Annotated in this window: 25 protein-coding genes and 1 pseudogene; 14 read left to right on the top strand and 12 right to left on the bottom strand. The window is 62.6% G+C overall.

Going from position 1 to position 23,919, the window contains the following annotated elements; genetic code table 11:
• Nucleotides 1–302 precede the first annotated feature (302 nt).
• The 3 genes from KGB07_RS06870 to KGB07_RS06860 are packed head-to-tail and all read left to right on the top strand — an operon-like array spanning nucleotide 303 to nucleotide 3,931.
• A complete protein-coding gene (locus KGB07_RS06870) occupies nucleotides 303–1,616 on the top strand; it encodes an amino acid permease (protein ID WP_046040371.1) in 1,314 nt (437 codons plus the stop codon).
• A complete protein-coding gene (locus tag KGB07_RS06865) occupies nucleotides 1,609–2,889 on the top strand; it encodes an aspartate aminotransferase family protein (RefSeq protein WP_046040370.1) in 1,281 nt (426 codons plus the stop codon). Before KGB07_RS06870 ends, KGB07_RS06865 begins: the two co-directional genes overlap by 8 nt.
• A gap of 10 nt (nucleotides 2,890–2,899) precedes the next feature.
• Nucleotides 2,900–3,931, top strand: a complete 1,032-nt coding sequence (locus tag KGB07_RS06860) for a phosphotransferase enzyme family protein (protein ID WP_223465002.1) — start codon at nucleotides 2,900–2,902, stop codon at nucleotides 3,929–3,931.
• Between the two features lie 167 nt (nucleotides 3,932–4,098).
• Here the strand turns inward: KGB07_RS06860 and KGB07_RS06855 are convergent, their stop codons facing one another.
• Both KGB07_RS06855 and hpaC read right to left on the bottom strand, forming a co-directional pair.
• Nucleotides 4,099–4,395, bottom strand: a complete 297-nt coding sequence (locus tag KGB07_RS06855; protein WP_223465000.1) for a DUF6124 family protein — start codon at nucleotides 4,393–4,395, stop codon at nucleotides 4,099–4,101.
• Nucleotides 4,396–4,903: 508 nt separating this feature from the next.
• On the bottom strand, nucleotides 4,904–5,416 hold the full coding sequence (hpaC, locus tag KGB07_RS06850; protein WP_046040366.1) for a 4-hydroxyphenylacetate 3-monooxygenase, reductase component: 513 nt from the start codon (nucleotides 5,414–5,416) through the stop codon (nucleotides 4,904–4,906).
• 259 nt (nucleotides 5,417–5,675) lie between these two features.
• Here hpaC and KGB07_RS06845 point away from each other — a divergent pair, with 259 nt between their 5' ends.
• Nucleotides 5,676–6,305: a response regulator transcription factor gene (locus tag KGB07_RS06845; protein ID WP_046040364.1), complete on the top strand. Its 630-nt coding sequence runs from the start codon at nucleotides 5,676–5,678 to the stop codon at nucleotides 6,303–6,305.
• A 153-nt stretch (nucleotides 6,306–6,458) separates the two neighbouring features.
• Here the strand turns inward: KGB07_RS06845 and feaR are convergent, their stop codons facing one another.
• Nucleotides 6,459–7,379 (bottom strand): transcriptional regulator FeaR, encoded by a 921-nt coding sequence (gene feaR, locus KGB07_RS06840; RefSeq protein ID WP_223464999.1) that lies wholly within the window; start codon nucleotides 7,377–7,379, stop codon nucleotides 6,459–6,461.
• Between feaR and KGB07_RS06835 the strand changes: the two genes are divergently transcribed.
• Complete coding sequence (locus KGB07_RS06835; protein ID WP_223457861.1) at nucleotides 7,378–7,533, top strand: hypothetical protein; 156 nt, start codon at nucleotides 7,378–7,380, stop codon at nucleotides 7,531–7,533. The two genes, feaR and KGB07_RS06835, sit on opposite strands and share 2 nt — an antisense overlap.
• Here the strand turns inward: KGB07_RS06835 and KGB07_RS06830 are convergent.
• The 8 genes from KGB07_RS06830 to KGB07_RS06795 all read right to left on the bottom strand — a co-directional run bounded on the left by KGB07_RS06830 (nucleotide 7,530) and on the right by KGB07_RS06795 (nucleotide 14,466).
• Nucleotides 7,530–8,480, bottom strand: a complete 951-nt coding sequence (locus KGB07_RS06830) for a PDR/VanB family oxidoreductase (protein WP_223464998.1) — start codon at nucleotides 8,478–8,480, stop codon at nucleotides 7,530–7,532. The genes KGB07_RS06835 and KGB07_RS06830 overlap by 4 nt on opposite strands.
• 203 nt (nucleotides 8,481–8,683) lie before the next feature.
• Nucleotides 8,684–9,424, bottom strand: coding sequence for an SDR family NAD(P)-dependent oxidoreductase (locus tag KGB07_RS06825; RefSeq protein WP_223464997.1), 741 nt, complete (start codon nucleotides 9,422–9,424; stop codon nucleotides 8,684–8,686).
• A 10-nt stretch (nucleotides 9,425–9,434) separates the two neighbouring features.
• Nucleotides 9,435–9,935 (bottom strand): aromatic-ring-hydroxylating dioxygenase subunit beta, encoded by a 501-nt coding sequence (locus KGB07_RS06820; protein WP_046040360.1) that lies wholly within the window; start codon nucleotides 9,933–9,935, stop codon nucleotides 9,435–9,437.
• Entirely contained in the window at nucleotides 9,932–11,215 is a 1,284-nt protein-coding gene (locus tag KGB07_RS06815; RefSeq protein ID WP_046040359.1) for an aromatic ring-hydroxylating oxygenase subunit alpha, read from the bottom strand. Before KGB07_RS06815 ends, KGB07_RS06820 begins: the two co-directional genes overlap by 4 nt.
• A 23-nt stretch (nucleotides 11,216–11,238) precedes the next feature.
• On the bottom strand, nucleotides 11,239–12,387 hold the full coding sequence (locus KGB07_RS06810) for an amidase (RefSeq protein ID WP_223464996.1): 1,149 nt from the start codon (nucleotides 12,385–12,387) through the stop codon (nucleotides 11,239–11,241).
• A complete protein-coding gene (locus KGB07_RS06805; protein ID WP_223464995.1) occupies nucleotides 12,384–12,890 on the bottom strand; it encodes a nuclear transport factor 2 family protein in 507 nt (168 codons plus the stop codon). The genes KGB07_RS06810 and KGB07_RS06805 overlap by 4 nt, the downstream gene beginning before the upstream one ends.
• 3 nt (nucleotides 12,891–12,893) lie before the next feature.
• On the bottom strand, nucleotides 12,894–13,265 hold the full coding sequence (locus tag KGB07_RS06800) for a hypothetical protein (RefSeq protein WP_046040355.1): 372 nt from the start codon (nucleotides 13,263–13,265) through the stop codon (nucleotides 12,894–12,896).
• A gap of 37 nt (nucleotides 13,266–13,302) precedes the next feature.
• On the bottom strand, nucleotides 13,303–14,466 hold the full coding sequence (locus tag KGB07_RS06795; protein ID WP_223464994.1) for an acyl-CoA dehydrogenase family protein: 1,164 nt from the start codon (nucleotides 14,464–14,466) through the stop codon (nucleotides 13,303–13,305).
• A gap of 231 nt (nucleotides 14,467–14,697) precedes the next feature.
• On the opposite strand from KGB07_RS06795, the gene KGB07_RS06790 reads away from it, so the two are divergent.
• The 8 genes from KGB07_RS06790 to KGB07_RS06755 all read left to right on the top strand — a co-directional run bounded on the left by KGB07_RS06790 (nucleotide 14,698) and on the right by KGB07_RS06755 (nucleotide 21,141).
• Entirely contained in the window at nucleotides 14,698–16,170 is a 1,473-nt protein-coding gene (locus KGB07_RS06790; protein WP_223464992.1) for an ATP-binding protein, read from the top strand.
• 383 nt (nucleotides 16,171–16,553) lie between these two features.
• The gene (locus KGB07_RS06785; RefSeq protein WP_046040352.1) at nucleotides 16,554–17,702 is read left to right on the top strand and encodes an amine dehydrogenase large subunit; all 1,149 of its coding nucleotides are present in this window, start codon (nucleotides 16,554–16,556) and stop codon (nucleotides 17,700–17,702) included.
• Between the two features lie 11 nt (nucleotides 17,703–17,713).
• Nucleotides 17,714–18,253 carry a MauE/DoxX family redox-associated membrane protein gene (locus KGB07_RS06780; protein WP_223464990.1) on the top strand — a complete coding sequence of 180 codons (540 nt, stop codon included), beginning with the start codon at nucleotides 17,714–17,716 and terminating at the stop codon, nucleotides 18,251–18,253.
• Nucleotides 18,254–18,258: 5 nt separating this feature from the next.
• Entirely contained in the window at nucleotides 18,259–18,885 is a 627-nt protein-coding gene (gene mauD / locus KGB07_RS06775; RefSeq protein WP_223464989.1) for a methylamine dehydrogenase accessory protein MauD, read from the top strand.
• 18 nt (nucleotides 18,886–18,903) lie between these two features.
• A complete protein-coding gene (locus KGB07_RS06770; protein WP_008050506.1) occupies nucleotides 18,904–19,425 on the top strand; it encodes a methylamine dehydrogenase light chain in 522 nt (173 codons plus the stop codon).
• 99 nt (nucleotides 19,426–19,524) lie between these two features.
• The gene (locus tag KGB07_RS06765; protein WP_223464988.1) at nucleotides 19,525–20,046 is read left to right on the top strand and encodes a cytochrome C; all 522 of its coding nucleotides are present in this window, start codon (nucleotides 19,525–19,527) and stop codon (nucleotides 20,044–20,046) included.
• A gap of 110 nt (nucleotides 20,047–20,156) precedes the next feature.
• On the top strand, nucleotides 20,157–20,375 hold the full coding sequence (locus tag KGB07_RS06760) for a DUF4287 domain-containing protein (protein ID WP_046040348.1): 219 nt from the start codon (nucleotides 20,157–20,159) through the stop codon (nucleotides 20,373–20,375).
• 94 nt (nucleotides 20,376–20,469) lie between these two features.
• Nucleotides 20,470–21,141, top strand: a complete 672-nt coding sequence (locus tag KGB07_RS06755; protein WP_223464984.1) for a class I SAM-dependent methyltransferase — start codon at nucleotides 20,470–20,472, stop codon at nucleotides 21,139–21,141.
• 139 nt (nucleotides 21,142–21,280) lie between these two features.
• Here KGB07_RS06755 and metE read toward each other — a convergent pair whose 3' ends face one another.
• Nucleotides 21,281–23,569 carry a 5-methyltetrahydropteroyltriglutamate--homocysteine S-methyltransferase gene (gene metE, locus KGB07_RS06750; RefSeq protein WP_223464982.1) on the bottom strand — a complete coding sequence of 763 codons (2,289 nt, stop codon included), beginning with the start codon at nucleotides 23,567–23,569 and terminating at the stop codon, nucleotides 21,281–21,283.
• 138 nt (nucleotides 23,570–23,707) lie between these two features.
• Here metE and KGB07_RS06745 point away from each other — a divergent pair.
• Nucleotides 23,708–23,842: pseudogene (locus KGB07_RS06745) on the top strand (hemin-degrading factor); the annotation flags it as partial.
• Between the last annotated feature and the right edge of the window lie 77 nt (nucleotides 23,843–23,919).

Here is a 23,919-nt window from a genome sequence, read left to right as displayed (position 1 = left end):
AAGATCCCTGTGGGAGCGGGCTTGCCCGCAAAGAGGCCATCACATCCAGCATCAATGCTGACTGACACTCCGCCATCGCGAGCAGGCTCGCTCCCACAGAGATCTACGCCAGCCCACATAAATCTGGCACCCACAACCAACCACATGGCATGCGCGCAAACATGTCGCCGCGCACCCCGGGCGTAGTATCGAAGCCGACCTCGGAGCAATACCCGCTCCAGGGTGCCCTGCAATGCAACGCTGAACCCCCTCCATTTCTCACTAACAACAATAAATCGACCTTCGGGTCGCGGGAGATTTCTGTGCTCAAGAAAAGTGCGCTGGGCTGGCCAAAGATTGCCGGCCTCGGAATTGCGTTGGTGGTGGCCGGGCAGTTTTCCGGCTGGAACTTCGGGCTGGCGGCCGGTGGCTGGCTGAACATGTTGATCGCCATGTTGTTGATGGCCCTGCTCTGCGGCGGCCTGGCGTTGTGCGTGGCGGAGCTGTCCACCGCGCTGCCCAGCGCTGGAGGCGTGTTCGTCTATGCGCAAAGTGCCTTCGGGCCGTTCGTGGGTTATCTGGTCGGCGTGGCTTGCGCACTGGCGCTGACCATCGGTACCGGCGCGGCCGCGACCTTTATCTGCGCCTACACCGAATCGATTTTCGGCCTCGGTGGCTGGCCGGTGAAGATCGCCCTGTTCGCGGTGATCATCGGCATCCACATGCGCGGTGTCGGTGAGGCCATGGGCCTGACGTTCATTGCCGGCGTGATCGCCGTGGTCGCCCTGCTCACGTTTGGCGTGGCCATGGCGCCCCATGTCGAACTGGCCAATTTGCTGACATTGCCGGCCAACGTCGCGACACCGGTCAGCCTCGGCGGCATCTTCGCCTGTGTGCCGTTCGCGATCTGGCTGTTCATCACCGTCGAGCAAACCGGTTCGGCAGCCGAGGAAGCGCACAACCCCGGCCGCACAATGCCCCGGGGCATTCTCGCAGCCATCGGTACCCTGCTGGTGACGGCGCTGGTGGTGCTGGTATGCGCACCGGGTGCCGGTGGTGTCGAGCTGGTGGGTTCGGCGGGTGATCCGCTGTACGCAGCGATGTCCAGCAACAGCGCCTTCGGTGAGGGTTCGTGGCTGGCCAAGGTGATTGGTTGCGGCGCGGTGTTCGGCCTGATCGCGACCTTCTTCTCGCTGGTGTACGCCGCGTCCCGTCAACTGTTCGCCATGGCCCGCGATGGCCTGTTCCCGCAGTGGCTGGGCAAGACCGGCAAGCGCGGCACGCCTTACCCGGCGCTGATGCTGATCGGCATGATCGGCCTGCCGCTGTCCGAAGTGGACCCGGCCACCGTGATGCTCGCGGTCGTGCTGCTGCTCAACGTTTGCTACCTGTTGATCTTCGGCGCGTACCTGCATATCAAACGCAACCAACCGGACCTGCCACGGCCGTTCACCCTGGTCGGCGGCAAACTGGTTGCCTGGCTGGGCCTGGTCCTGACGCTGGTGGTGATCGCCGCCTGTTTCCAGCTCGACATGCTGATGCTGATCGCCCTCGCCGTGACCTTCACCCTGTGCATTTTCAACTACCTGCTGCGCAACCGTCGCACCACCGCCATCGAGGTTCCAGACCATGCCTGAAGACACTCTGCTACAACGCCGCCATCGCGTGCTCGGCAGCGCCTCGCCGCTGTTCTACGACAAACCTCTGCATCTGGTGCGTGGCGAAGGCGTCTGGCTGTTCGACGTCGATGGCCGCCGCTACCTCGACGTCTACAACAACGTGCCCTGCGTCGGTCACTGTAACCCCCACGTGACCGAGGCCATGCACCGCCAGGCCACCACGCTGAACATCCACACCCGCTACCTGGATGAACAAGTGGTGCGCTACGCCGAGCGCCTGACCGCGACCTTCGCCGAACCGCTGGACACCGCGATGTTCACCTGCACCGGCAGCGAGGCCAATGAACTGGCGCTGCGCCTGGCGCGGTTCGCCAGTGGCGGTACCGGCATCATCGTCAGCGACTACAACTACCACGGTAACTCGGCGTCACTGGCCGAAGTCACCACCGCCCTGCCCTCGCCGGAACCCTTTGCCGCCCACGCCCGCGCCGTGCCGATTCCGTGCCTGTACCGGGCACCGGCCGGCACCACCGAGGCGCAACTGGCCGAGCAATACGCAGCCAACATCGCCACCGCCATTGCCTCGATGCAGGCCCAGGGTATTCGCCCCGCCGCGCTGCTGATCGACACCCTGTTCGCCAACGAAGGCTTGCCACGGGTTCCAGCCAGCTTCGTCAACAAGGCCGCGGCGCTGATCCGCGCTGCGGGTGGCCTGTTCATCGCTGATGAAGTGCAGTCCGGTTTCGGTCGTACCGGCGATCACCTGTGGGGCCATCAGGCCCACGGCGTGGTGCCGGACATCGTCACCCTCGGCAAACCGATGGGTAACGGCTATCCCCTGGCCGGGTTGATCACCCACAAGGCGCTGGTCGAATCCTTCGGTCGCCACGCCATGTACTTCAACACCTTCGGCGGCTCGCCGGTGGCGGCAGCGGTGGGCATGGCGGTGCTGGATGTGATCGAGCAACAGCAACTGCTGATGAATGCGCAAAACGTCGGCGCCTATGTACAGCAACGCCTGCAAGTGTTGGCGAGCAAACACTCGATCATCGGCGACGTGCGCGGCAAGGGCCTGTTCTTCGCCATGGAACTGGTGCGCGACCACGCCAGCAAGGAGCCGGCCGGACTGGAGGCGCGCAAGGTGGTCAACGACATGCGCGAGAACGGCGTGCTGATCAGCAAGATCGGCGCCGGCGACAACATTCTCAAGCTGCGCCCGCCGCTGGTGTTCGGCCTCGACCACGCTGACTTGTTCGTCGACACACTGGACAGCGCCCTGAGCGCGATTTGAGGCTTTTGCCATGACTGAATTCCACACCCTTGCATTCGACACCCTGAGCCATGACCAGCAAGTGACCCGTCTGCACGAACTGGCGCGCCATGCCCTGCAACAGTGGGACGGCGAATTCGCCGACATCGAACTGGTGAAGTTTCGCGAGAACGCGGTGTTCTCGGCCCGCCGCCACGACGGTCAGCGGGTGGCCTTGCGTATCCATCGCAATGGCTATCACTGCGAGGCCGCGCTGCGCTCCGAGCTGCAATGGATGGAAGCCCTGGCCGGCGCAGGCATTACCGTGCCGCAGATTATCCGTGCGCAAAATGAAAGCCATCTGATCGAAGTCACCCACCCGGCCATCGGCGAGGCGCGGCACATCGACATGCTCGCCTGGCTACCCGGTGCTATCGCTGGCACTTCCGAGGCCGGGGTGCAGGCCGATACTGAAATCGATTTCCTGTTCAACGAAGCCGGTGCGATTGCTGCGCGCATCCATCTGCACTCGGCGGATTGGCAACAGCCAGACGAGTTTGTCCGGCATGCCTGGGATGAAGAAGGCTTGATCGGTGCCAACCCGTTCTGGGGGCGTTTCTGGGAGCTTGCGCAGCTCAGCGATGAGCAGCGGGATCTGTTGCAACAGGCCCGGCGCAAGGCGCGCAAGGACTTGCGTCAATACGGGCGGCACCTGGGCAACTTCGGCATGATTCACGCGGACCTGGTGCCCGAGAACCTGCTGATCGAAGGCCCGCGTCTGCGCCTGATCGACTTCGACGATGCCGGGTTTGGCTGGCACATGTTCGAGTTGGCCACGGCCTTGTACTTCTGCCTGGATGACCCGCGCTTTGATCAGATCAAGGCGGCGCTGCTCGACGGCTACAACGCGGTCAAACCGCTGACCGAGGCGGATCGCAAGACCCTGGCGCTGTTCCTGATGCTGCGTGGCACCACGTACCTGGGCTGGATTCACACCCGCCAGGGCACGCCGACGGCGATAGAAATGGCGCCGATGTTGATTGAGCGGGCTTGTTTGTTGGCTCGGGAATATTTGCAGCAGTAACGATGCTTTTGTGGCGAGGGAGCTTGCTCCCGCTCGGCTGCGCAGCAGTCGTAAACCCGGTCATTGCGGTACTTCTGAAGCACCGCAATGGCTGATTTTGGGGCTGCTTCGCAGCCCAGCGGGAGCAAGCTCCCTCGCCACAGGATTACCTTCCGCCTCAAGAGCCGCTATCCCGCCGGATCAAGCCTGTCCAGCGCCCGATTCACCGCCAACTCCCCCAGCATGATCACTTGCGCGATGCCCAGCAGGGTGTTGCGGTGCGTACCTTCCAGGAAACCCGCCAGGTCATTGACCATCACGTTCGCCGAGGCCAGCGATTCGCAGGCGTGGGCCAGCAGGGTTTCGGTGTCGATTTGCGGGTTGATGGTGAACATCGTGGAGGGTTGGTGCGGGGTGGCCATGATGTGCAGGGCCGGGTTGGGGCAAGCGTCGTTGTCCGGTGGATCAGGGGTAACCTTTGACATGTTTCGAACTCCGAAAATGGAGCCGTCACCGAGTCGCTGCTAAACGATGGGTGGCAGCTGTGCGCAGGTTAGCAGACCGGGGAGTACGATACCGGCGCGCCCGAAGACGCCCTGCGCACAGCTACCATGAAGTCCAGGCATGAAAAGACCTGACTGTTTGGAATGCAGATGCGCTTCGTAACACCACGGGCTGCTAAACCCGATCACTGGGAATCAGTGACGCGGACCAAGTTACCGATGGCCTCCAGGGCGCACAAGCCGGCGGATTCTGGCGTACCTGTAGGCAACGACGCAAGGCGTTGTAGCTTGCAGGAAGTGACGCCTACAGCCGTTAAACACGCATATCGAGCGGACGCATTTGTGGCGAGGGAGCTTGTCGGATCGCCGCACCGTCCCGCTCGGCTGCGCAGCAGTCGTAAAACAGGTAATCGCGGTTTGACTGACTCATCGCAAATTCAGCTTTTGGGGCCGCTTCGCAGCCCAACGGGAGCAAGCTCCCTCGCCACAATCAGCAATGCGCCCCGGCATGCTCAACGCGATGAAACAACCGGTTGAAATACACCAGGCTGTCGCGCGGCTCCCGCACCCCAACCTTCGTCAGTTCCACGAACATCACCGAATGCGAGCCCACTTCCTTGCACTCGGTGATCCGCCCCTCAAGCTGCACCAGGGCATCGCGCAGCACCGGCACGTCGGCGGCGCCGTCGTCCCACAGGTCCCAGGCGAAGCGTTCGTCCATCGGCACCTTGGTCATGCCGGCGAAATGACGGGCCAGTTCTTCCTGCTCGCCACACAGCACGTTGACGCACAGGTGGCCGTTGGTGCGGAACACGTCGTGGGTGGCGCTGTTGCGGTTGACGCACACCAGCACGGTGGGCGGCGAGTCGGTCACCGAGCACACGGCGCTGGCGGTGATGCCGCAACGACCGCCGGGGCCGTTGGTGGTGATGATGTTCACCGCGGCAGGCAGCTGCGCCATGGCGTTGCGAAAGTCGATTTGCTGCTGGCTCAGGTCGGCCATGTCGATGCCCCTTCCTTCAGGAGGGCCGCTATCTTGCGGCCCGTAGGTGATGGAACAAGACTAAGGCTGCGGGCGCGGTACAACCATTCTGACGATCCCCATGGCAGGGTTGGGTTTCCGCTAGTCGACTAGGTGGTTTCTTTATCGCAAGGGCCGGCCACAGTGGGTATTCTGCATACTGGCTCCAGAAAGATGAGCCAATGCGTGCCGCACGCTCCCGTGCGAAAACAATAATTAGAAAACTTTCGTGGCAGCCCCGATGGAAATCCGTAAACCGATTGTTTATATCGTCGACGACGACAAGGACCTGCGAACCTCACTGGCCTGGTTGCTGGAGTCGGTGAGCGTGCAGGCGCAGTGCTTTGCCGGCGCCGAAGAGTTCCTCAGCCAGTACGACCCCAAGCAGCCCGCCTGCCTGGTGCTCGACGTGCGCATGCCGGAAACCAGCGGTTTCCAGTTGCAGGAAATCCTCAACCAGCGCGGCAGCACCTTGCCGACCATTTTCGTCTCGGCCCATGGCGACATTCCGATGTCGGTCACGGCGATGAAGAACGGCGCGCTGGATTTCGTCGAGAAGCCCTACAACCCGCAACAGATGATCGACCGCATCCAGGCCGCGCTGAAGACCGCCGTGCACGCCCAGGCCGATCAGCAGCAGCGTCAGAACCTGCAGGGCAAGCTGGCACTGCTGACCACCCGAGAGCGGGAAGTGTTGATGCTGGTGATCGATGGCAAGGCCAGCAAGGTGATTGCCCGGGAACTGAACATCAGCGTGAAGACCGTTGATGTGCACCGCACCAAGATCAAGGAGAAGATGGGCGTGAGCAGCATCGCCATGCTGGTGCGCGAGGTGCTGCATTTACCGGTGGATGAGCCGGCGCGGCACTGAGGGATCTGCGGCAGTCATGAGGCCGCCATCGCGAGCAGGCTCGCTCCTACAGGTCGATCCCGGCCAGGCACAAATTCTGTGTTCGCTGGAGATCCACTGTAGGAGTGAGCCTGCTCGCGATGAGGCCGGCAGACTCAACATCAATGGCGGGTGTCAGATCTGGCTATACCGCTTGCGATAAGCACCCGGTGACACGCCGAAGCGCGATTTGAACGCCGACGAGAAGTAGCTCGAATCCGAGAACCCCCACGCATAACACAGCGCCGAAAGCTTCTGCTCGACATCGGCGCGGCGCAGGTTTTCGGCGCAGAAGTCCAGGCGGCGGTGCTTGATGTATTGCGCCACCACCAGCCCGCGCTTGGAGAACATCCGGTACAGGCCGCGCACGGAAATCCCGACTTCACGGGCAATCAGCTCGGGGCACAGTTCTTCGTCGCTCAGGTGCGCGTCGATGAAGGCGATGATCTTGCGAAATTGCCGCTCATGGGCGTCTGCACCGCAGTCGCGGGCGCTGATGCCCGGCAGCAACAAACTGGCCAGGGCATCGAGCACGGCCTCGCTTTCCTGCATGTCCAGCCCGTCCTGCTGGCGGGTGTCCAGCACCAGCTTGTTGGCCATCGCCGCCAGGGGGCTGCCGGCCGCGATGCGCGTGGCGCAGTTGACGGCATTGAAGTGCGAACCGCGCTCAACCACCTGGCGCGGAAGAATCAGCGACAGTTGTCGGCAATCGTCGTTGTAGATCATGTCGCTGGGACGGCTGGCGTCGATCAGGGCGATGTCGCCACAGCCCAGTTGCGCGCGGTTGTCGCCCTGCTCCAGTTGCGAGCTGCCACGCAGCTGGAACACCGCGTAGTAGTGGCCGTCGCTGCTGGTGCTGACGTCCTTGCTGGTGCGGTACAAATGCACGTGCGCCATGTCGACCACACTGAGGTTGATCGCACCGCTGCGAAATTCCGTCAGTTCGCCGTAGAAATCGGTGTCCAGCGCCCGGGCATCGAAACGCCCACAGGCCTGGTTCACCTGGCTCAACCAACTTTCGAACGCCTCGTTGCGCACCGTCGATGCTGTAATCATGTCCGCAAGCCTCAGGTTTTTGTTGTTATTTTTCGACCGCTTCATCGAGCGGTTCGTCAAAACGGTTGTTTCTGTAGCCATCGCCTCCCTCGACGGCCGCCGGGCGCCCATTCAACAGGCTCCGGCCCAAGCTTTCCAGTCGACTTTCAGTTAAAGGTCCAATACCAGACGAGCGGAAAGCGCCCGTGATACACAGGCGCAAATCTGCTTGTTGGACGCCTTTTCCTTGTTCGACAGACAGTTGTCGCGGTGCTCCGGCAAGCCGTCCAGCACCTCGACGATGCACGTACCGCAAATGCCTTCGCGGCACTCGGTGTCGATGTCGCAACCATAGGCCTGCAACACATCGACCAGGCTGGTGTTGGCCGGCACTTGCAGCACCACGCCGGAACTGGCCAGTTCCACTTCGAACGTACCCGCCGGCGCGCTGTTGGCGGCCGGGTCTGCGGCGAAGTGTTCCAGGTGAATGGCATCGTCCGAGCGACTGCGGGACGCCACTTCCACCACTTTGTTCATGAAGGGTGCCGGGCCGCAGGTGTAGACGTGGGCGGCGCTGCCGGCACGCTCCAGGCATGCGCTCAACGCTGCGTCGAGATCCGCGGGTTCCACGCCATAGTGAAACTCCACGGATTCAGCAAAGTTCGCAGCCAACAGCTCGGTAAACGCCGCGTACTGCGCCGAGCGGGCGAAATAGTGCAGGCGATACGGCTGGCCGCTTTCCGCCAATTTGTAGGCCATGCTCAGCAGCGGCGTGACACCGATACCGGCGGCGAACAACACATGTTCGCTGGTACTTTCATCGAGACGGAACAGGTTGCGCGGCGCACCCATTTCCAGCTCCATGCCCTCTTCCACTTGCTCGTGCAGCGCCAGCGAACCGCCGCGCGACTGCGCTTCTTTCTTCACCGCCACCAGGTAGGCGCGGCGATCCTGTGGCGGGCTGCACAGCGAATACTGGCGGGTCACCCCGGTCGGCCCGGTCAGGTCGACGTGGGCACCCGGTTCATAGGTGTCGAGCGGCTGGCCGTCACTGCGCACGAGGCGAAAGGAACGGATATCCAGCGCTTCGTCGACGATCCTTTCGATCTTCACCTTCATCATTGCATCACCTAAAACTGGTTATTTCGGTTAATTCGGACAGCTAACAGTCTTGAGCCAGGCACCACCCTGTGGCGAGGGAGCTTGCTCCCGCTCGACTGCGCAGCAGTCGCAAAACTCTTCAGTGTCAGCAATATTTGGGGGCCGCTTCGCAGCCCAGCGGGAGCAAGCTCCCTCGCCACAGGTTCTAAATCACCCCTGCTTTCTCAGCGCATGAACAAACCGCCGTTGACGTCCAGGCACGCGCCGGTCACGGAGGTCGCGTTGTCGGCGACCAACAGCAACACGCTGTCGGCGATGAACTCGGGGTCACCGAGGGTGCCGGCCGGGATCATCTTGAGGATCTGTTCCAGTCGCTCCGGAGCCACGGTCTCGCGCACCACAGGCAAGTCCAGCGGACCCGGCGAGATGCTGTTGACCGTCACGCCCTGGGGCGCCAGTTCACGGGCGAAGACCTTGGTCAGAGTCGCCACGCCACCCTTGGCCGCCGCGTAGTGCGCGCCGGTGGCGGTGCCGCCGTTCTGCCCGGCAAGCGAAGCGATGTTGACGATGCGCCCGAAGCCGCGCTCGGCGAAGTGCGCGCCGAACACCTGGCAGGCAACAAAGGTGCCGCGCAGGTTGATCGCCATCGACTCGTCGAATTCTTCCGGCGTGATGTCCATCAGCGCCGCGACTTTCGACACGCCAGCGTTGTTCACCAGAATGTCAGTGCCGCCCCAGTGCGCGGCGAGCAGGTCGCGGGCACGCTGGAAGTCGGCCTTGCTGCGTACATCCAGCTCGATGGCGACGGCCGTGGAGCCGCTGCCATCCAGATCGGCGGCCAGATGCCGCACGCCATTGAGGCGCACATCGGCCAGGCCGACGCGATAACCCGCCGCATGCAGACGACGGGCGATGCACTCGCCCAGTCCGCGCGAGGCACCCGTTACAAGGGCTACTCGACTCATGATGTTACCCTCACAAAAGGAAGCCGAGCGCGCTCAGGCTGTCGGTGGAGTTGATCAGGCGCACCACTTTGCGCTCCAGGGTCGGCACGCCATCGGTGAAGCGGATACGGTGGTTCAGGTCAGCCACAAACGGCGTGTGCACACCGCGCTTGTAGGCGTACAGCAGTTGCGCCGAGTTGACTTCGACGATGTCGCCGGCCGCTTCCACCAGACGGAAACGCGAGATCGTGCGGATGGTTTTCGCCGCGTCCACCGCCGACGGCGAGTAGCCGGCGGTCAGGCGTTCGATGCGCAGGTCACGCATGCGCGCATCGTCGTAGGCGTAGTTCAGGGTCGCTTCGAAATCTTCGGTGTCCGGGTCGATCGGCACGATGTACTTGCCGCTTTCGCTCCACAGGGTCGCCCATTCGGCGTAGTTCTTGTGGTCGAGCAGTTCGGCTTCGCGCCAGATGAATTCGATGGCCTGGGCCAACGGGCCGGAAAAACCATTCAGGGTGTCGTGATTGCTCATTGGCTCATCATCCTTTTCCACATGTCGTAGGCACCGCGCATGCCGCCTTCGTCGGTGGCGTGGCTGACCTTGTCGCCGTTTTCAGCGGTGATTTCGCGGTTCAGGCCGCGGTTGACCAGGATTGGCGCATCGACGCCGGCATACGAGCCGCGTTGCACGCGGTCCCAGGCCTCGGCATCGTCAGGGCTGCCGAAACCGAACGGGCCCTGGAAGTGTTCGTGGATGCGCATGCGTTCGCGGTTGGCGATTTCCGGGCCGCCGTCCATGCCGAGGGCAACGTGACGGATCTCGGTTTCGGTGACCGACACCGGGCGCAGCACGCGGAAGAACGACATCGACATCGCCACGTTGGGGAACAGGTTAAGGTTGAAACCGGCGCCGTGCAGCGAGCGCACGATGCGACGGACCTGATCGGCCGGCATGGTTTTCGACAGTTCTTCAGTCACATGGGCGAAGCGCTCCTGCAACTGCTCGGTGCCGTCGTCATGATCGAGATCGACGTGCTCCGGCACCATCACCATCACGCTGTGGCCGTTGCCCAGGGAGTGGGTGACGGCTTGTTCGTCGGTCATGAACGAGAGCATTTCCGAGGTTTCTTCATCCACCGACGACATGAACGACTTGTGCACGATCGGGAAGTGGTAACCGTCGGTGGTGTTTTCCAGCTGGATCTTCCAGTTGCCCTTGAAGCTGAACTTGTGTTCGCCCTGGGTCTTGATCGGGTAACCGGCGCCCTGCTTCATGAACAGGTCCATCCAGTGCTTGGCGCCGCCGAGGAAGTCTTCCAGCGGTTCGATCTCGTCGTTGTAGCTGGCGAAGATCATGCCGGCGTAGCGTTCGACGCGCAGGCTGGTCAGCGGCAGTTCGGATTTCTCCAGGATACCTTCGTAGCCATCCGGATACGGCAGCGCACGCAGCTTGCCGTCCAGGCCATAGGACCAGCTGTGGTACGGGCAGGTGAAACCGGTGGCGTTGCCCTTGTGCTTCTCGCACACGGTGGCGCCACGGTGCCGGCAACGGTTTTCCAGCACGTTGATGTTGTTCTTCTTGTCGCGCACGACAATCACCGGGCGACGGCCAATGGTGGCGGTCTTGAAGTCGCCGCTGTTGCGCACTTCGCTTTCGTGGGCAACCCACACCCAGGTGCGGTAGAAAATCTTGTCCAGCTCGGCTTCGAACAGCGCCGGGTCGTTGTACAGCGAGACATCGACGCGGTCGTGCTGGACCAGGTCTTCGGGGCTTTTCGACGTTGCGATCAGCTGATATTCATGAGTGCTCATGCGGTTCTCCTCATGGCTTCTTTTTATGATTTTGTTTTAGAGCCAGGCCGCTCGGCGGCCATGCTCTGTTGCAGTTGCGCGCCGAAGGCGCAGACCAGTTCGTCCTGACCTTTACGACCGACGATTTGCAGGCCAACCTTCAGCCCGCCGCAGTCGAGTTCCACCGGCACCGTCAGGGCCGGGTGGCCGCTGAGGTTGAAAGGCCGAACCAGCGGAGTCATGCCGGCCACGGCCTTGCTGCCGGCGCGGGCTTCGCTGAGGGTCGGCGGCAGGGTCGGCATTGTCGGCAGCAGCAATACGGCAAAGTCTTCCAGCGCCGCGTCCACTTGTTGAGTGAACGCCGTGCGCACGGCTTCGGCCTCGGCCAGGTCTTGGCGAGTGGTGCGGCTGGCTGCCAGCAGACGTGTTTCCACATCGGCGCCGATCAGGCCCTTGCCGGTCAGGTGACCGAACGCCGCCCAGTTTTCAAAATTGATCACGGTCAGGCCGGCGGCGAACGCCGCTTCGAATTCGCTCAGGTGCAGGTTGCTTCGACGCCATCCGGCGCGGTCCGCGGCGGCACCCAGGCTGGCTTGCAGGTGCGCATCGCAGGCCACCTCGAGAAAACCGACCTTGGCGCCTTCGCCCGGCAAGTCTTGAATTGCAAAGCCCGGGCAGATCACCTGCATCGCGGCGATCAGGTCGTCCATGCTTTTGGCGAACGGCCCGACGCAATCGAGGCTGGATTCCAGCGGATGGGCGCCGACACGGCTGACGCGACCATAAGTCGGCTTGAGACCGGCAATCCCGCAGCAGGCTGCCGGCACCCGCACCGAACCACCGGTATCGGTGCCGATGGCGATGTCCACCAACCCGGCCGCAACCGCCGAAGCCGAGCCGCTGGACGAGCCGCCAGGAACACGATCCGGCGCTTGCGGGTTGATCGGTGTACCGGTCCAGTCGTTGATGCCGGTGACGCCGAACGCCAGTTCATGCAGGTTGGTCTTGCCGACGATCTGCCAGCCGGCGTCGAGGATCGCATCGACCACTTCGGCGTTTTTCGTCGCCGCCGGAGCATCGGCAAACGCGCGGCTGCCCGAGCGGGTCGGATGGCCGGCGATGTCGATGGAGTCCTTGATGGCGACGCGCTTGCCGTTACCACCGAGAAGGAATTCGCTGATGAACGTAGTCATGCGCCCGCTCCCAAGGTGAAGAGCTCCGTATTGAACAGCCGTTGCGTGCGGAAATGTGCGATCAGCCAGACGCCGTCGACGCAACGGAAATCGATGTTCAGGCGCGTGCCGAACAGCTCGTTGCGGCCATCGGCGTAAGTCGAGATCTGCTGCATGATCCACTGCCCCTGCGCCGCCTTGCCGTCGACCAAAATCGATTCGCTGGTGAGGTAATGCAGGTTCAGCTTGAAGTGGTCGGACGGCGGCAGATAACCGCCGACAAACGCGGCCACCGCCTCACGCCCCTGGTGCTGACCGAAAGTCTGTGCGGTCTGGGTGCCGAGGCCTTCCCAGATCGCATCCTCGGTGAACAATTGCACCAACTGGCTCAGATGAATCGCCGCCCGCGGCACGTCGCACAGGTCCATGTAGTGCGCCATCAGGCGACGCACTGCGCTTTCCCCTTCGAGCTTCGCCAGATCCCCTTCGAGCGTCGCCAGACGCTGCAGCAAGGCCTCGTTCATGGCTTACACCTTGGCCGCATCAGGAATGGTCAACGGGCGACCGATGCGCGCTTCGATCTTGGCGTAGCGCCACAGGCTGTATTGGCCAACCGGCGTGGTGCGGAACAGGTTGCAGGCGTCGATCACCGACTGGTGGCAGTCGACGTCGGCCATGATGTACACGGTCCAGGGCGAAGTGGTGGACGGGCCGACCATCAGGCGGTCGTCGTCCATCGCGCCGAGCACGGTGATGCCGGGCATGGCGCCGAGGTCACCCATCATCTGGCTGAAGCCTTTCCACACGCTCAGGCCTTCGCCGGTGGGCAGGTCGAAAAAGTTCTGGGTGATGCCGATGCAGAAGACGACGCGCAACGGTTCCTGGGTAGCTTGGGACATGCTGTTGATCCTTGAAAAAGTGAAAAATCAATAGGGTTCAGATGTAACCCGGGAACGGCGGCACGCCGAGTAACACCGAGCCAGCGCCGTCGTACAGGCCTTCGCTGAGGAAGGCGTGCTGGGTCACCACCATCGAGTCGCGCAGGTAGCGTTGCAGCGGATGGCGCAGGTAAATGGCGGTGGTGCCGGCCAGGCTGTAGGCGCTCTGCACCACCTCGGCACCGGCTTGGGACACATGAATGGCCGACAGGCGCAACAGGCTGGTCTGCTCCGGGGTGACCGGGTTGCCGGCCAGGATCGAGTTCCACACCTGCTCGGTGGCGTTGTAGAAGAAACCGCGGGCGGCGCTGAGCTTGGCTTCAGCCTTGGCGATCTCGATGCGCACGTAAGCGCGGTCGGACAATTTCGGCGCGCCGGTGATGCCGCTGCCGCCAGCCATGCGGCTGATTTCGTCAAGTGCGGCACGGGCCAGGCCGAGGTTGACCACTGCCAGCACTTGCGCGGCGTAGGCGATCGACGGGTAGCGGAACAGCGGCTCGTCGATGGTCGCGGCACCGCCACGGATAAACGTCCAGCGCTCATCAACGCGTTTATCGCTCACTCGCAAGTCATGGCTGCCGGTGCCTTTGAGGCCGACCACTTCCCAGTTCTCGACGATGTCTACCTGCTCCGGGCGAAATACTGCGGTGCGCGGCTTGCCGCCGGCGGCGCCGATGCCAACGCCCAGCAGGTCTGCGCCTTTGCAGCCGCTGGCGAATTTCCAGGTGCCGTTGACCTGATAGCCGCCTTCCACGGCCTCGGCCGGTTGCAAGGGGAACAGGCCGCCGGCGAATACCAGGTCAGGGCTTTCGGCGTAGAGCTCCGCCAGGGTTTCCCGCGGCAAGGCGGCAAGGTAGACGCCGGCGCTGCCGAAGCTGGCCACCCAGCCCGCCGAGCCATCGGCTTCGGAGATGCGCTCGATCATTTGCAGGAACAGCGACGGTGCCAGGGCATCGCCGCCGAAGCATTTCGGCGTGGCGGCGCGGTAGATGCCCACCTGCTTGAAGCGCTCGATCATGTCCCGAGGTACGTGGGAAACAGTGTCGAATTCTTCGCGACGCTGGCGAACCTCATCCAGCACTTGCTGAAATAGCTGACTCTCGACCATTGGTACGACCGGGGCGGACATAGGGTCTTGTTGCGCGACAGCTGAACGCAGCATGGGCTAGTTCTCCGTTTTGATTATTGTTAGTGGGGCTGCACCGAGAAGAGGTGTGGCTGCCCTTGCATTGAGGTCCAGTGTAAAAACCGCGTCCCGGCACAACTATTGGTGCGTGCAGCCCCCTCGCTAAAGAAAACCCCTAGACCCCCACCGGTTACCTCTGAGCGCATCCCGCTGTGCGAGCAGGTATAAAACGCCATACTGCAAATCTCTGCCGCCAGGGGCCGTGCGATGTACCAGCCAAAACCGAACGACTTTTATGCGCTGATCGAAGCCATGCCGCTGTGCATCATTCTTCATGACGCGCACACCAAGGAAATTCTCTGGGCCAACGCCGCTGCCCTGGCGGCGTTGGGCTTTACCCTGGAAGAACTGACGCCGCTCAAGGCCCCGGACATGACCCGCGACGCACCGAAGTACCGGCGCTCGGTGGGTTTGCGCTGGCTGGAAGGTGCCGCGCGCACCGGGCAACGGGCCATCGAGTGGTGCTATCGCTCCAAGCAAGGGGTGGAGATTCTGTCCGAGGCGGTGGCGACCCTGGTGCACCTGGACGGTCGCGATGTGTTGATGGTGCAGTTCCGCGACATTTCCAAGGAGGACAAGGTCAAGCGCGACCTCAAGCGGTTCGAAAGCCGACTCACGGCGTTCATGCAGGACCTGGCCGAAGGCGTGGCGGTGCTCGGCCCCGAGGGCGATATCGTTTTTATCAGTGACTCCGGCGCGCACCTGCTCAACAGCGAAGTGCACAAGCTGATGGGCAAGAACTTCCTGGCCTGGTGCGACGACGCATCCGGCCAGCGCCTGCTGCAACAGCTTGCCCATGAGCGACCGAAGCACGCGCCGTTCAACGTGCATTACAGGGTGCAGCGCCGCGATGGCGAGTGGCGCTGGCATGACGCAACCTGCCGCTACATCGAGATCGAGGACGATCTGGTCGGCCATCTGCTGTTGTTCCGCGACGTCACCGAGCAAGTGCTGGCCGAAGAGGCGCGGCGGGTCAGCGAGCAGAAAATCGAATACCTGGCGCGCTACAACGCCATGGGTGAAATGGCCGTGGCCATCGCCCACGAGTTGAGCCAGCCATTGGCGGCGACTCGCAACTTTATTGAAGGCGCGGTGATTCGCCTGGGCAACGCCGGCGAAACCGATCAAGGCGTCGCCTGGGGTTTGCAGAGCGCCGTGCGGCAGATTGAGCACGCCTCGGTGATCATCAAGAGTGTGCGCGATTACGTGGTCAAGCTGGAGCAGACCGAAGAACTGGTCGACCTCAATGAGCTGTTGCGCGAAACCCGCTACTTCATCAGCCTGCGGGCCGATCCGAGCCTGGTGCGCGTGGAAATCGTCACCGCGCCCGAACCGCTGCGGGTGAGTTGCGAGAAGGTGCTGATCGGCCAGGTAATCCTGAACCTGGCCTTCAACGCCATTGAAGAAATGGCTGACCTGCCCGCCGAACGACGCTTGCTGCGCATCCATGCCAGCTGCGAGAACGATGTGGCCCTGGTGCGCATCGAGGACTGCGGGCGTGGCATCCAGGCTCAGGCGCAAGAGAAGCTGTTCGACGGTTTCTTCTCGTCCAAGGTCAGCGGCAACGGCATCGGCCTGGCGCTGTGCAAGAACATCATCGGCCGCCACCGTGGCGATATCTGGGCGCAAAACCTTGAGCCGTGCGGCGCGGTGTTCAGCTTCTCCCTGCCCCTCGCCTGAAGCACACAAATCCTGTGGCCTGATCTACACAAACCCTGTGGCCTTACACAACCCCTGTGGCGAGGGGGCTTGCCCCCGCTGGGTCGCGAAGCGGCCCCCAACGATCCTACAGACAGACCGAATCGCCTGAATTTGCGGCGGCTTCGCCACCGAACGGGGGCAAGCCCCCTCGCCACAAATTCGCCTACATCCTTCTCCCTCTCATTCCAGTCAACCCCCCGCCTTATCAGCTTGTGCAGCCAGTTTCATGACACTGGCACAGACACACAAACACTTGGCAGGCAGGGCAATTCTCCCGATCGCGGGGCACGGCAGAATCAAAGGGTAAAAATCTGCCAAAGCACCCGCGATCCGCGTTACCAACAATTCAGGAAGTTCCCCTTATGCGAACAAACAGGATCTCCGTACAGTCAGCGCTAGGCCTGAGCCTGCTTGTACTCGGTTTGAACAGTGCCCGCGCGGACTTGCCCGCCGGTACGATTGGCCAGACCGTTCTGGCGTTTCCACCCGAAGCTCACCGCGCGTTTGTCATCGACGTCGAGTTCGACAGCTTCGTGGCTGGCCGCGTGACCGTGGTCGACCCGGACCAGAAGCGCATCCTCGGCATGGTGCCGACCGGTTTTGCTGCGCCGTCGACCCTCAGTCACGACAAGAAGACCCTCTACAGTGCGGACATCTGGTATTCGCGCGGCACCCGTGGCACCCGCACCGACGTGCTCACCGCCTGGGACAGCTCGACCCTGTCGCCGGCCTGGGAAGTACTGATTCCGAACAAGCGCGCCGAATCGCTGACCCAGCGTTACTCGCTCAAGCCGAGCGGCGACGACAAGTTCGTCTACGTCTACAACTTCACCCCGTCGACGTCGGTGACCGTGGTCGATACCCAGGCCAAGGCCGTTGCCACGGAAATCGCCATCCCCGGTTGCGTGCTCAACTACCCGGTCGGCAACCGCCGCTTCGCCTCGCTGTGCGGTGACGGCAGCCTGCAGGTGGTGACCCTCAACGATCAGGGCCAGGAAACCGCGCGCAGCCGCACGCCGTTCTTTGATCCGAACGCAGAAAAACTGGTAGAGCGCGCGGTCAACGTCGGCGACACCTACTACTTCACCACCACGACCGGCACCGTACACCCAGTGGATTTCGCCGGCGACGCGCCGAAGGTCCTGCCGTCCTGGTCACTGGTTTCCGACGAGGAAAAGAAAGCCGGTTGGGCGCCGGGTGGCTGGCAGTTGATGGCCGTGGCACCGAAGCTGGACCGCTTGTACGTGCTGATGCACGACGCCCACGAAGCGATGAAGTGGGAAGACCCTAGCCCGCTGATCTGGGCGTTTGACCTCAAGACCCACAAGAAAGTGGCGACCCTGGAGGCCCCGGTTCCGGTGTGGAGCATGCAGGCCACTGGCGACGACAAGCCGCTGTTGCTCGGCGCCGACGTGGAAGGCGGTTTGCAGATTTTCGATCTGAAGACCAACAAGCTCACCGGCAGCATGCCGAAAGTCGCCAAAACCGCGACTCAAGTCCTGAGCTACTAAGAGGTTCGGCCATGCACACAGATCCGATCTTCATCATTGCCAGCGCCGTCGCCATCGCGGTGTTGCTGGCCAGCGCCGCGACCCACAAGTTGCGCGCGCCGGCCCGCTTCGCCCGGCAGCTGGCGGACTATCAACTGCTGCCCGAGGCGCTGGTGCGCCCGACGGCACGGTTGGTGCCGTTGCTGGAACTGGCCATCGCCTTTGCCCTGCTGGTGCCGGTCAGCCGTGGTTATGCCTCGTTGAGCGCCGCCAGCCTGTTGGCGCTGTACGCCGCCGCCATCGGCATCAACCTGTGGCGCGGTCGTGCGGACATCGATTGCGGTTGCGCCGGTCCCGACCAGGCGCAGCCACTGCGCCCGATACTGCTGCTGCGCAACAGCGCACTGGTGGCTCTGGCGCTGGTCGCCAGCGTGGCGCCGGTTGCCCGCGACCTGAACCTGTTCGATGGCTTCGTGACCCTGGCCGCCGCTGCGGTCGCGCTGCTCATCTACGCCGCGGCCGATGGCTTGCTGGCGAATTCCCCTCTTCTGCTCAAATTGATTGGTAGGTAATCGAAATGGAAGGCTTGATTGTTTCCAACGTTCTGCTCTGGGTGCTGCTGGTGGCTGTGGCGTTTGTCGTCATGGGCCTGGTGCGGCAGATTGGCGTGCTGCACGGTCGCCTGGCGCCGGCCGGCGCGTTGATGGTCGACAAAGGCGTGGCGGTCAATGAACCCGCGCCGCAAGTCACCGCCAGCGACCGTCACGGTCGTCCGGTGAACTTCGGTTATGCCGGCGAGAAATCGCAACTGCTGTTCTTCCTCTCGCCGACCTGCCCGATCTGCAAGTCGTTGCTGCCGGCGATCAAATCCATCGCCAAGGAACAGGCCGGTAACCTCGACGTGGTGTTCGTCAGCGATGGCGACATGGACGCCCAGCAAGCGCTGATCCGCGAACACAAACTCGAAGACGCCACCTACGTGGTCGGCCCGGAAGTGGGCATGACCTACCAGATCGGCAAGCTGCCGTACGCCGCGCTGATCGACAAGGCCGGCACCCTGCGCGCCAAAGGCCTGGTCAACTCCCGCGAGCACCTGGACAGCCTGTTCGAAGTCGAGCATTTGAAGCACGCCACGCTGCAGCAGTACCTCAATGCCCAACCGCACACCCACGATCACGACCACAGCCACGGCCATAGCCACTGATAAGGCAGGGAGACCTTTATGAAACTGCTGGATCTGTTGTTTGAGCGTTCGTCCCGCCGTGTCGCCGACACCACGTCGCGCCGCAAACTGCTGGCACGCATGGGTTCGCTGATGGTGGCCGGTGCCGCCCTGCCCCTGCTGTTGCCGCTGGATCGCACCAGCAAGGCCCTGGCCGCGGAGCCTGCACAGGCCGGCGACCCAGGTGATCCGAACAGCTGCGACTACTGGCGCTACTGCTCCATCGACGGTTTTCTGTGCAGCTGCTGCGGCGGGTCGGTGACGTCCTGCCCACCGGGCACCGAAGCCTCGCAAGTGACCTGGATCGGCACCTGCCGCAACCCGGCCGACGGCAAGGACTACATCATTTCGTACAACGACTGCTGCGGTAAGCAAAGCTGCGCCCAGTGCGCCTGCACCCGTAACGACAGTGAAGAACCGGCCTACCGCCCGTTCAACAACAACGATGTGAACTGGTGCCTGGCCGCCAAATCGCACATCTATCACTGCACCGTTTCGGTCATCCGCGGCGTCGCCGTTTAAAAACGCGCTTTCCGCCGGTTGTTCGCGCAATCGGCGGCTTTTTTATTTTGTCCGGTTGTTTTTTAACTTTCGCCCGCAACAAGCAAAAGGTGCTCAGTCATGCGCAAGTTGCTACTCCTCGGTCTCATCTGCGCCCTTGGCGCCCCGCTCGCCTATGCCCGGGCCATTCCCACCCCGAACCAGCATCACGCGCCGGGCAATGAATCACTGCAAACCCCGATTGCTCAGGCCGGTTACAGCGTCGGCGTGAACTACCAGCTGCAATGCGCCGGTTGCCACCTGGGCGACGGCAGCGGTTCCGCCGCCAACGACACGCCACGGATGAAAGGCTTTGTCGGCAATTTCCTGAAAGTCCCGGGCGGCCGCGAATTCCTCGTGCGGGTGCCGGGCATGTCGCAGTCGGCGCTGAACAACGCGCAACTGGCGGACTTGCTCAACTGGCTGATGCGTGAAGACGGCATGGCTGGCAATAGCCTGCCGGTCGACTATCAGCCCTACACCGCCGAAGAAGTCACGGCGTTGCGCGCCAAGACCATGCTCAACCTGCCCGGCACCCGTAGCGAGTTGATCAAGGCCATGCGTGCCCAGGGCATCGCGATCGATGACGGGATGAATGACTGAGATCGACATGCTCCAGGTTCGACTATCTGGACGATGGACGCGTTGACGGCAAATAAGTAACGTAACGGTGCTGTTTTCGAACCTGGAAAATCGAAAAGGGAGTTTGCATCGTGACCGAAGAGACAAAAACCAAAGGACCGGCTTCGTACTTTCCGTCCATTGAAAAAAAGTACGGGCAGCCGATCAGCCACTGGCTGGACCTGCTCAAGACCGTCAGCGACAAGAAACACATGGAACTGGTGGCCTGGCTCAAAGCCGAACACGGCATGGGTCATGGTCACGCCAATGCGCTGGTTGCCTACCATCTGGCAGCCACTAAAAGCGCCTAGCCATGCGCAGTCGGCGGAGCCGGGTAAACCGGCTCCACCGTAAATCTTCTGTTGCCCTATCCTTTCATCCAACCCATCACGCCGGACATCGACCATGTCAGCCCCCGAATCCACCCTCCTCGACAGTTGGCACCACAACGCCCGGGCCTGGATCGACGCCATCCGCAGCGGCACCATCGAAAGCCGCCAAAAGGTCACCGACCAGGCCATCCTGATGGCGGTGCTGGGTCGCCAGCCCGAGCGTGCGCTCGACCTGGGATGCGGCGAAGGCTGGTTGTTGCGTGCGCTGGCAGACCGGGGTATCGAGGCGGTCGGCGTGGATGGCGATGGGACGCTGGTGGCGGCGGCGCGGGCGGCGGGCGCTGCGCCGGTGCATTTGGCGAGCTATGAACAGTTGGCAGACGCGAAAGTCGACATCGGCCGCGACTACAACCTGATCTGCGCCAACTTCGCCCTGCTGCACCAGGACATCATCCCCCTGCTCGCCGCCATGAACACCCTGCTCGCCCCGGGTGGCGCGCTGGTGATCCAGACGCTGCACCCGTGGGCGGCTGCGGCGGGTGATTATCAGGATGGTTGGCGGGAAGAGACCTTCGCAGGCTTCAAGGGACAGTGGCAGCCCATGCCGTGGTATTTCCGCACCCTGTCCAGTTGGCTGAACGCACTGGACATGGCGGGTTTTGTGCTGGCCGGCTTGCAAGAGCCACAGCACCCGCAAAGCTCCGTGCCACAGTCATTGCTGTTGGTGGCAGAGCCGCGCCGCTGAGTGATGCAAATCCTTTGGAAGCTTGCTCCGGGCGGCGTTCCGACGATAGCGGTCTGGCCGTCACTGCATCGCTGGCTGTCATTCCGTCATCGCGAGCAAGCTCGCTCCCACAGGTTTCACTGGTGCATCCAGTAAAGCGTCAGGCCCATTCTTTACGCAGGTGGCGCGCAGCGTTGACCATGTGCACCAGCGCCGCTTCGGTTTCCGGCCAGCCGCGGGTCTTGAGGCCGCAGTCCGGATTGACCCACAGGCGGTCGGCGGGAATACGCTTGGCGGCCTTGCGCAGCAGGTTGGCCATTTCCGAGGAGTCCGGCACCCGTGGCGAGTGGATGTCATACACGCCCGGGCCGATTTCGTTCGGGTAGGCGAAGGCTTCGAACGCGTCCAGCAGCTCCATGTCCGAGCGCGAGGTTTCGATGGTGATCACGTCGGCATCCATGGCGGCGATGGACTCGATCACATCGTTGAATTCGCTGTAGCACATGTGGGTATGGATCTGGGTTTCGTCACGCACACCGCAGGCGCACAGGCGGAACACTTCGGTCGCCCAGTCCAGGTAGTGCTGCCACTGCGCCTGACGCAACGGCAGGCCTTCACGGAACGCGGCCTCGTCGATCTGCACGATCTTGATCCCGGCGGTTTCCAGGTCCACCACTTCATCACGGATCGCCAACGCCAGTTGACGGGCCTGCACTTCGCGGCTCACGTCTTCGCGCGGGAACGACCACATCAGCATGGTCACGGGACCGGTCAACATGCCCTTCATCACCTTGTCGGTGAGGCCTTGGGCATAGCGGATCCACTCCACGGTCATGGCTTTCGGACGACTCAGGTCACCGTATATCACCGCCGGTTTCACGCAGCGCGAACCGTAGCTCTGGACCCAGCCGAAACGGGTGAGCACGTAGCCGTCGAGTTGCTCGGCGAAGTATTCGACCATGTCGTTGCGCTCGGCTTCACCGTGCACCAGCACGTCCAGGCCCAGGCGTTCCTGCACTTGCACGGCGTGACGGATCTCGCTGTGCATGGCTTCGGTGTATTCGGCTTCGGTCAGTTTGCCTTGCTTGAACGACTGACGAGCCAGGCGGATGGACGCGGTTTGCGGGAACGAACCGATGGTGGTGGTCGGAAACAGCGGCAGGTTCAGGCCGGCGCGCTGTTTCTCGATGCGCTGGGCAAACGGCGAATGACGCTGGCTGTCCTGGGCGGTGATGGCGTCAACACGCGCCTGTACGGCCGGCTTGTGGATGCGAGGCGATGCAGCACGGCTGGCCTGCACGGCGCGGCTTTGGGTCAGCGCTTCAAGCACGTTCGGCGCTTCCGGCTCGTTGACTGCCTGAGCCAGCACCGCGACTTCTTCACACTTCTGCACGGCAAACGCCAGCCAGCTTTTCAGTTCGGCATCGAGCTTGTCTTCACGACACAGGTCAACCGGGCTGTGCAGCAGCGAGCAGGATGGCGCGACCCACAGGCGATCACCCAGACGTTCTTGGGCGTGCTGCAAGGTGGCCAAAGCGTTTTCCAGATCGCAGCGCCAGACGTTACGGCCGTTGACCACGCCCAGCGACAGCACTTTGTAGGCTGGCAGGCGATCGAGGATGGTCGGGTACTGCTCAGGTGCGCGAACCAGATCGATGTGCAGGCCGTCCACCGGCAGGTTGGCGGCCAGGCCCAGGTTCTCTTCCAGCCCACCGAAGTAAGTGGCGACCAGCTTCTTCAACGGGTCACGCTGAATCAGGTTGTAGGCCCGCTCAAAGGCGTTTTTCCAGTCCTGTGGCAGGTCGAGTACCAGGATCGGCTCGTCGATTTGCACCCACTCGACGCCCTGTGCCGCCAGGCGCTGGAAGATCTGGCCGTACAGCGGCAACAGACGATCCAGCAGCTCCAGCTTGTCGAATTCGGCGCCCTTGGCCTTGCCCAGCCACAGGTAAGTCAGCGGGCCGATGATCACCGGCTTGACGTTGTGCCCCAATGCGCGGGCTTCTTCGACCTCTTCGAACAACTGGTCCCAGCCGAGCTGGAACTGCTGATCGGCGCTGAATTCAGGGACGAGGTAGTGATAGTTGGTGTCGAACCACTTGGTCATTTCCTGGGCATGCGCGCCGCCGCAGCAACTGTCGCTGACACCACGCGCCATGCCGAACAAGGTTTGCAGGCTGGCCTTGCCATCGTGCGGGCGGAACCGCTCCGGGATCACACCGAACATCAACGAGTGAGTCAGGACCTGGTCGTACCAGGCGAAGTCACCGACGGGCAGCAGATCGATGCCGGCCTTTTTCTGCAAATCCCAGTGGGTCTTGCGCAGGTCGCGGCCCACAGCGCGCAGACCGGCTTCGTCGAGCTCGCCCTTCCAGAACGCCTCTTGAGCCTTTTTCAGTTCGCGGTCGCGACCAATGCGCGGAAATCCAAGGGAATGGGCCACAGCCATGTCAAATAACTCCAATGCGTTCAATGGGGCCATTGTCGACAGTGCCAACGAGTGAGACAAACTCATTTTAATCTTGATGATCACAAGTTCTTCTCATGATCGATGACACTGCACAGCCTGCACTGGATGGACACCTGATTCAGCGCACTCGCCCCGATGTTCAACCTGCACCTGAAAACCACTGGCGTGACCGAACCGTGGCGTGTGCGTAAGCCGAGCGTCGATGGCATCATCACCCGCTACGAAGGTTTCGATGCCCGCCCCCCTCTGATCGACTAAGGAATAGTCCCGATGCGTATCAAGACACTGCTGGCCTGTGCCACGACGTCCTACCCGGACACCACAGCGCA

It is taken from the genome of Pseudomonas sp. GL-RE-26 (genome assembly GCF_019956275.1).
Lineage (GTDB): Bacteria > Pseudomonadota > Gammaproteobacteria > Pseudomonadales > Pseudomonadaceae > Aquipseudomonas > Aquipseudomonas grandcourensis.
The sequence above is the reverse complement of the archived record's forward strand: the minus strand, read 5'-3'. Positions and strand labels throughout refer to the sequence as shown.

What these genes read in the sequence shown, in the direction of transcription:
- KGB07_RS06865 (WP_046040370.1), top strand. Translation starts at nt 1,609, where the DNA reads ATGCCTGAAGACACTCTGCTACAACGCCGCCATCGCGTGCTCGGCAGC.
- KGB07_RS06860 (WP_223465002.1), top strand. Translation starts at nt 2,900, where the DNA reads ATGACTGAATTCCACACCCTTGCATTCGACACCCTGAGCCATGACCAG.
- KGB07_RS06855 (WP_223465000.1), bottom strand. Translation starts at nt 4,395, where the DNA reads ATGTCAAAGGTTACCCCTGATCCACCGGACAACGACGCTTGCCCCAAC.
- hpaC (WP_046040366.1), bottom strand. Translation starts at nt 5,416, where the DNA reads ATGGCCGACCTGAGCCAGCAGCAAATCGACTTTCGCAACGCCATGGCG.
- KGB07_RS06845 (WP_046040364.1), top strand. Translation starts at nt 5,676, where the DNA reads ATGGAAATCCGTAAACCGATTGTTTATATCGTCGACGACGACAAGGAC.
- KGB07_RS06835 (WP_223457861.1), top strand. Translation starts at nt 7,378, where the DNA reads ATGTCCGCAAGCCTCAGGTTTTTGTTGTTATTTTTCGACCGCTTCATC.
- feaR (WP_223464999.1), bottom strand. Translation starts at nt 7,379, where the DNA reads ATGATTACAGCATCGACGGTGCGCAACGAGGCGTTCGAAAGTTGGTTG.
- KGB07_RS06830 (WP_223464998.1), bottom strand. Translation starts at nt 8,480, where the DNA reads ATGATGAAGGTGAAGATCGAAAGGATCGTCGACGAAGCGCTGGATATC.
- KGB07_RS06825 (WP_223464997.1), bottom strand. Translation starts at nt 9,424, where the DNA reads ATGAGTCGAGTAGCCCTTGTAACGGGTGCCTCGCGCGGACTGGGCGAG.
- KGB07_RS06820 (WP_046040360.1), bottom strand. Translation starts at nt 9,935, where the DNA reads ATGAGCAATCACGACACCCTGAATGGTTTTTCCGGCCCGTTGGCCCAG.
- KGB07_RS06815 (WP_046040359.1), bottom strand. Translation starts at nt 11,215, where the DNA reads ATGAGCACTCATGAATATCAGCTGATCGCAACGTCGAAAAGCCCCGAA.
- KGB07_RS06810 (WP_223464996.1), bottom strand. Translation starts at nt 12,387, where the DNA reads ATGACTACGTTCATCAGCGAATTCCTTCTCGGTGGTAACGGCAAGCGC.
- KGB07_RS06805 (WP_223464995.1), bottom strand. Translation starts at nt 12,890, where the DNA reads ATGAACGAGGCCTTGCTGCAGCGTCTGGCGACGCTCGAAGGGGATCTG.
- KGB07_RS06800 (WP_046040355.1), bottom strand. Translation starts at nt 13,265, where the DNA reads ATGTCCCAAGCTACCCAGGAACCGTTGCGCGTCGTCTTCTGCATCGGC.
- KGB07_RS06795 (WP_223464994.1), bottom strand. Translation starts at nt 14,466, where the DNA reads ATGCTGCGTTCAGCTGTCGCGCAACAAGACCCTATGTCCGCCCCGGTC.
- KGB07_RS06790 (WP_223464992.1), top strand. Translation starts at nt 14,698, where the DNA reads ATGTACCAGCCAAAACCGAACGACTTTTATGCGCTGATCGAAGCCATG.
- KGB07_RS06785 (WP_046040352.1), top strand. Translation starts at nt 16,554, where the DNA reads ATGCGAACAAACAGGATCTCCGTACAGTCAGCGCTAGGCCTGAGCCTG.
- KGB07_RS06780 (WP_223464990.1), top strand. Translation starts at nt 17,714, where the DNA reads ATGCACACAGATCCGATCTTCATCATTGCCAGCGCCGTCGCCATCGCG.
- mauD (WP_223464989.1), top strand. Translation starts at nt 18,259, where the DNA reads ATGGAAGGCTTGATTGTTTCCAACGTTCTGCTCTGGGTGCTGCTGGTG.
- KGB07_RS06770 (WP_008050506.1), top strand. Translation starts at nt 18,904, where the DNA reads ATGAAACTGCTGGATCTGTTGTTTGAGCGTTCGTCCCGCCGTGTCGCC.
- KGB07_RS06765 (WP_223464988.1), top strand. Translation starts at nt 19,525, where the DNA reads ATGCGCAAGTTGCTACTCCTCGGTCTCATCTGCGCCCTTGGCGCCCCG.
- KGB07_RS06755 (WP_223464984.1), top strand. Translation starts at nt 20,470, where the DNA reads ATGTCAGCCCCCGAATCCACCCTCCTCGACAGTTGGCACCACAACGCC.
- metE (WP_223464982.1), bottom strand. Translation starts at nt 23,569, where the DNA reads ATGGCTGTGGCCCATTCCCTTGGATTTCCGCGCATTGGTCGCGACCGC.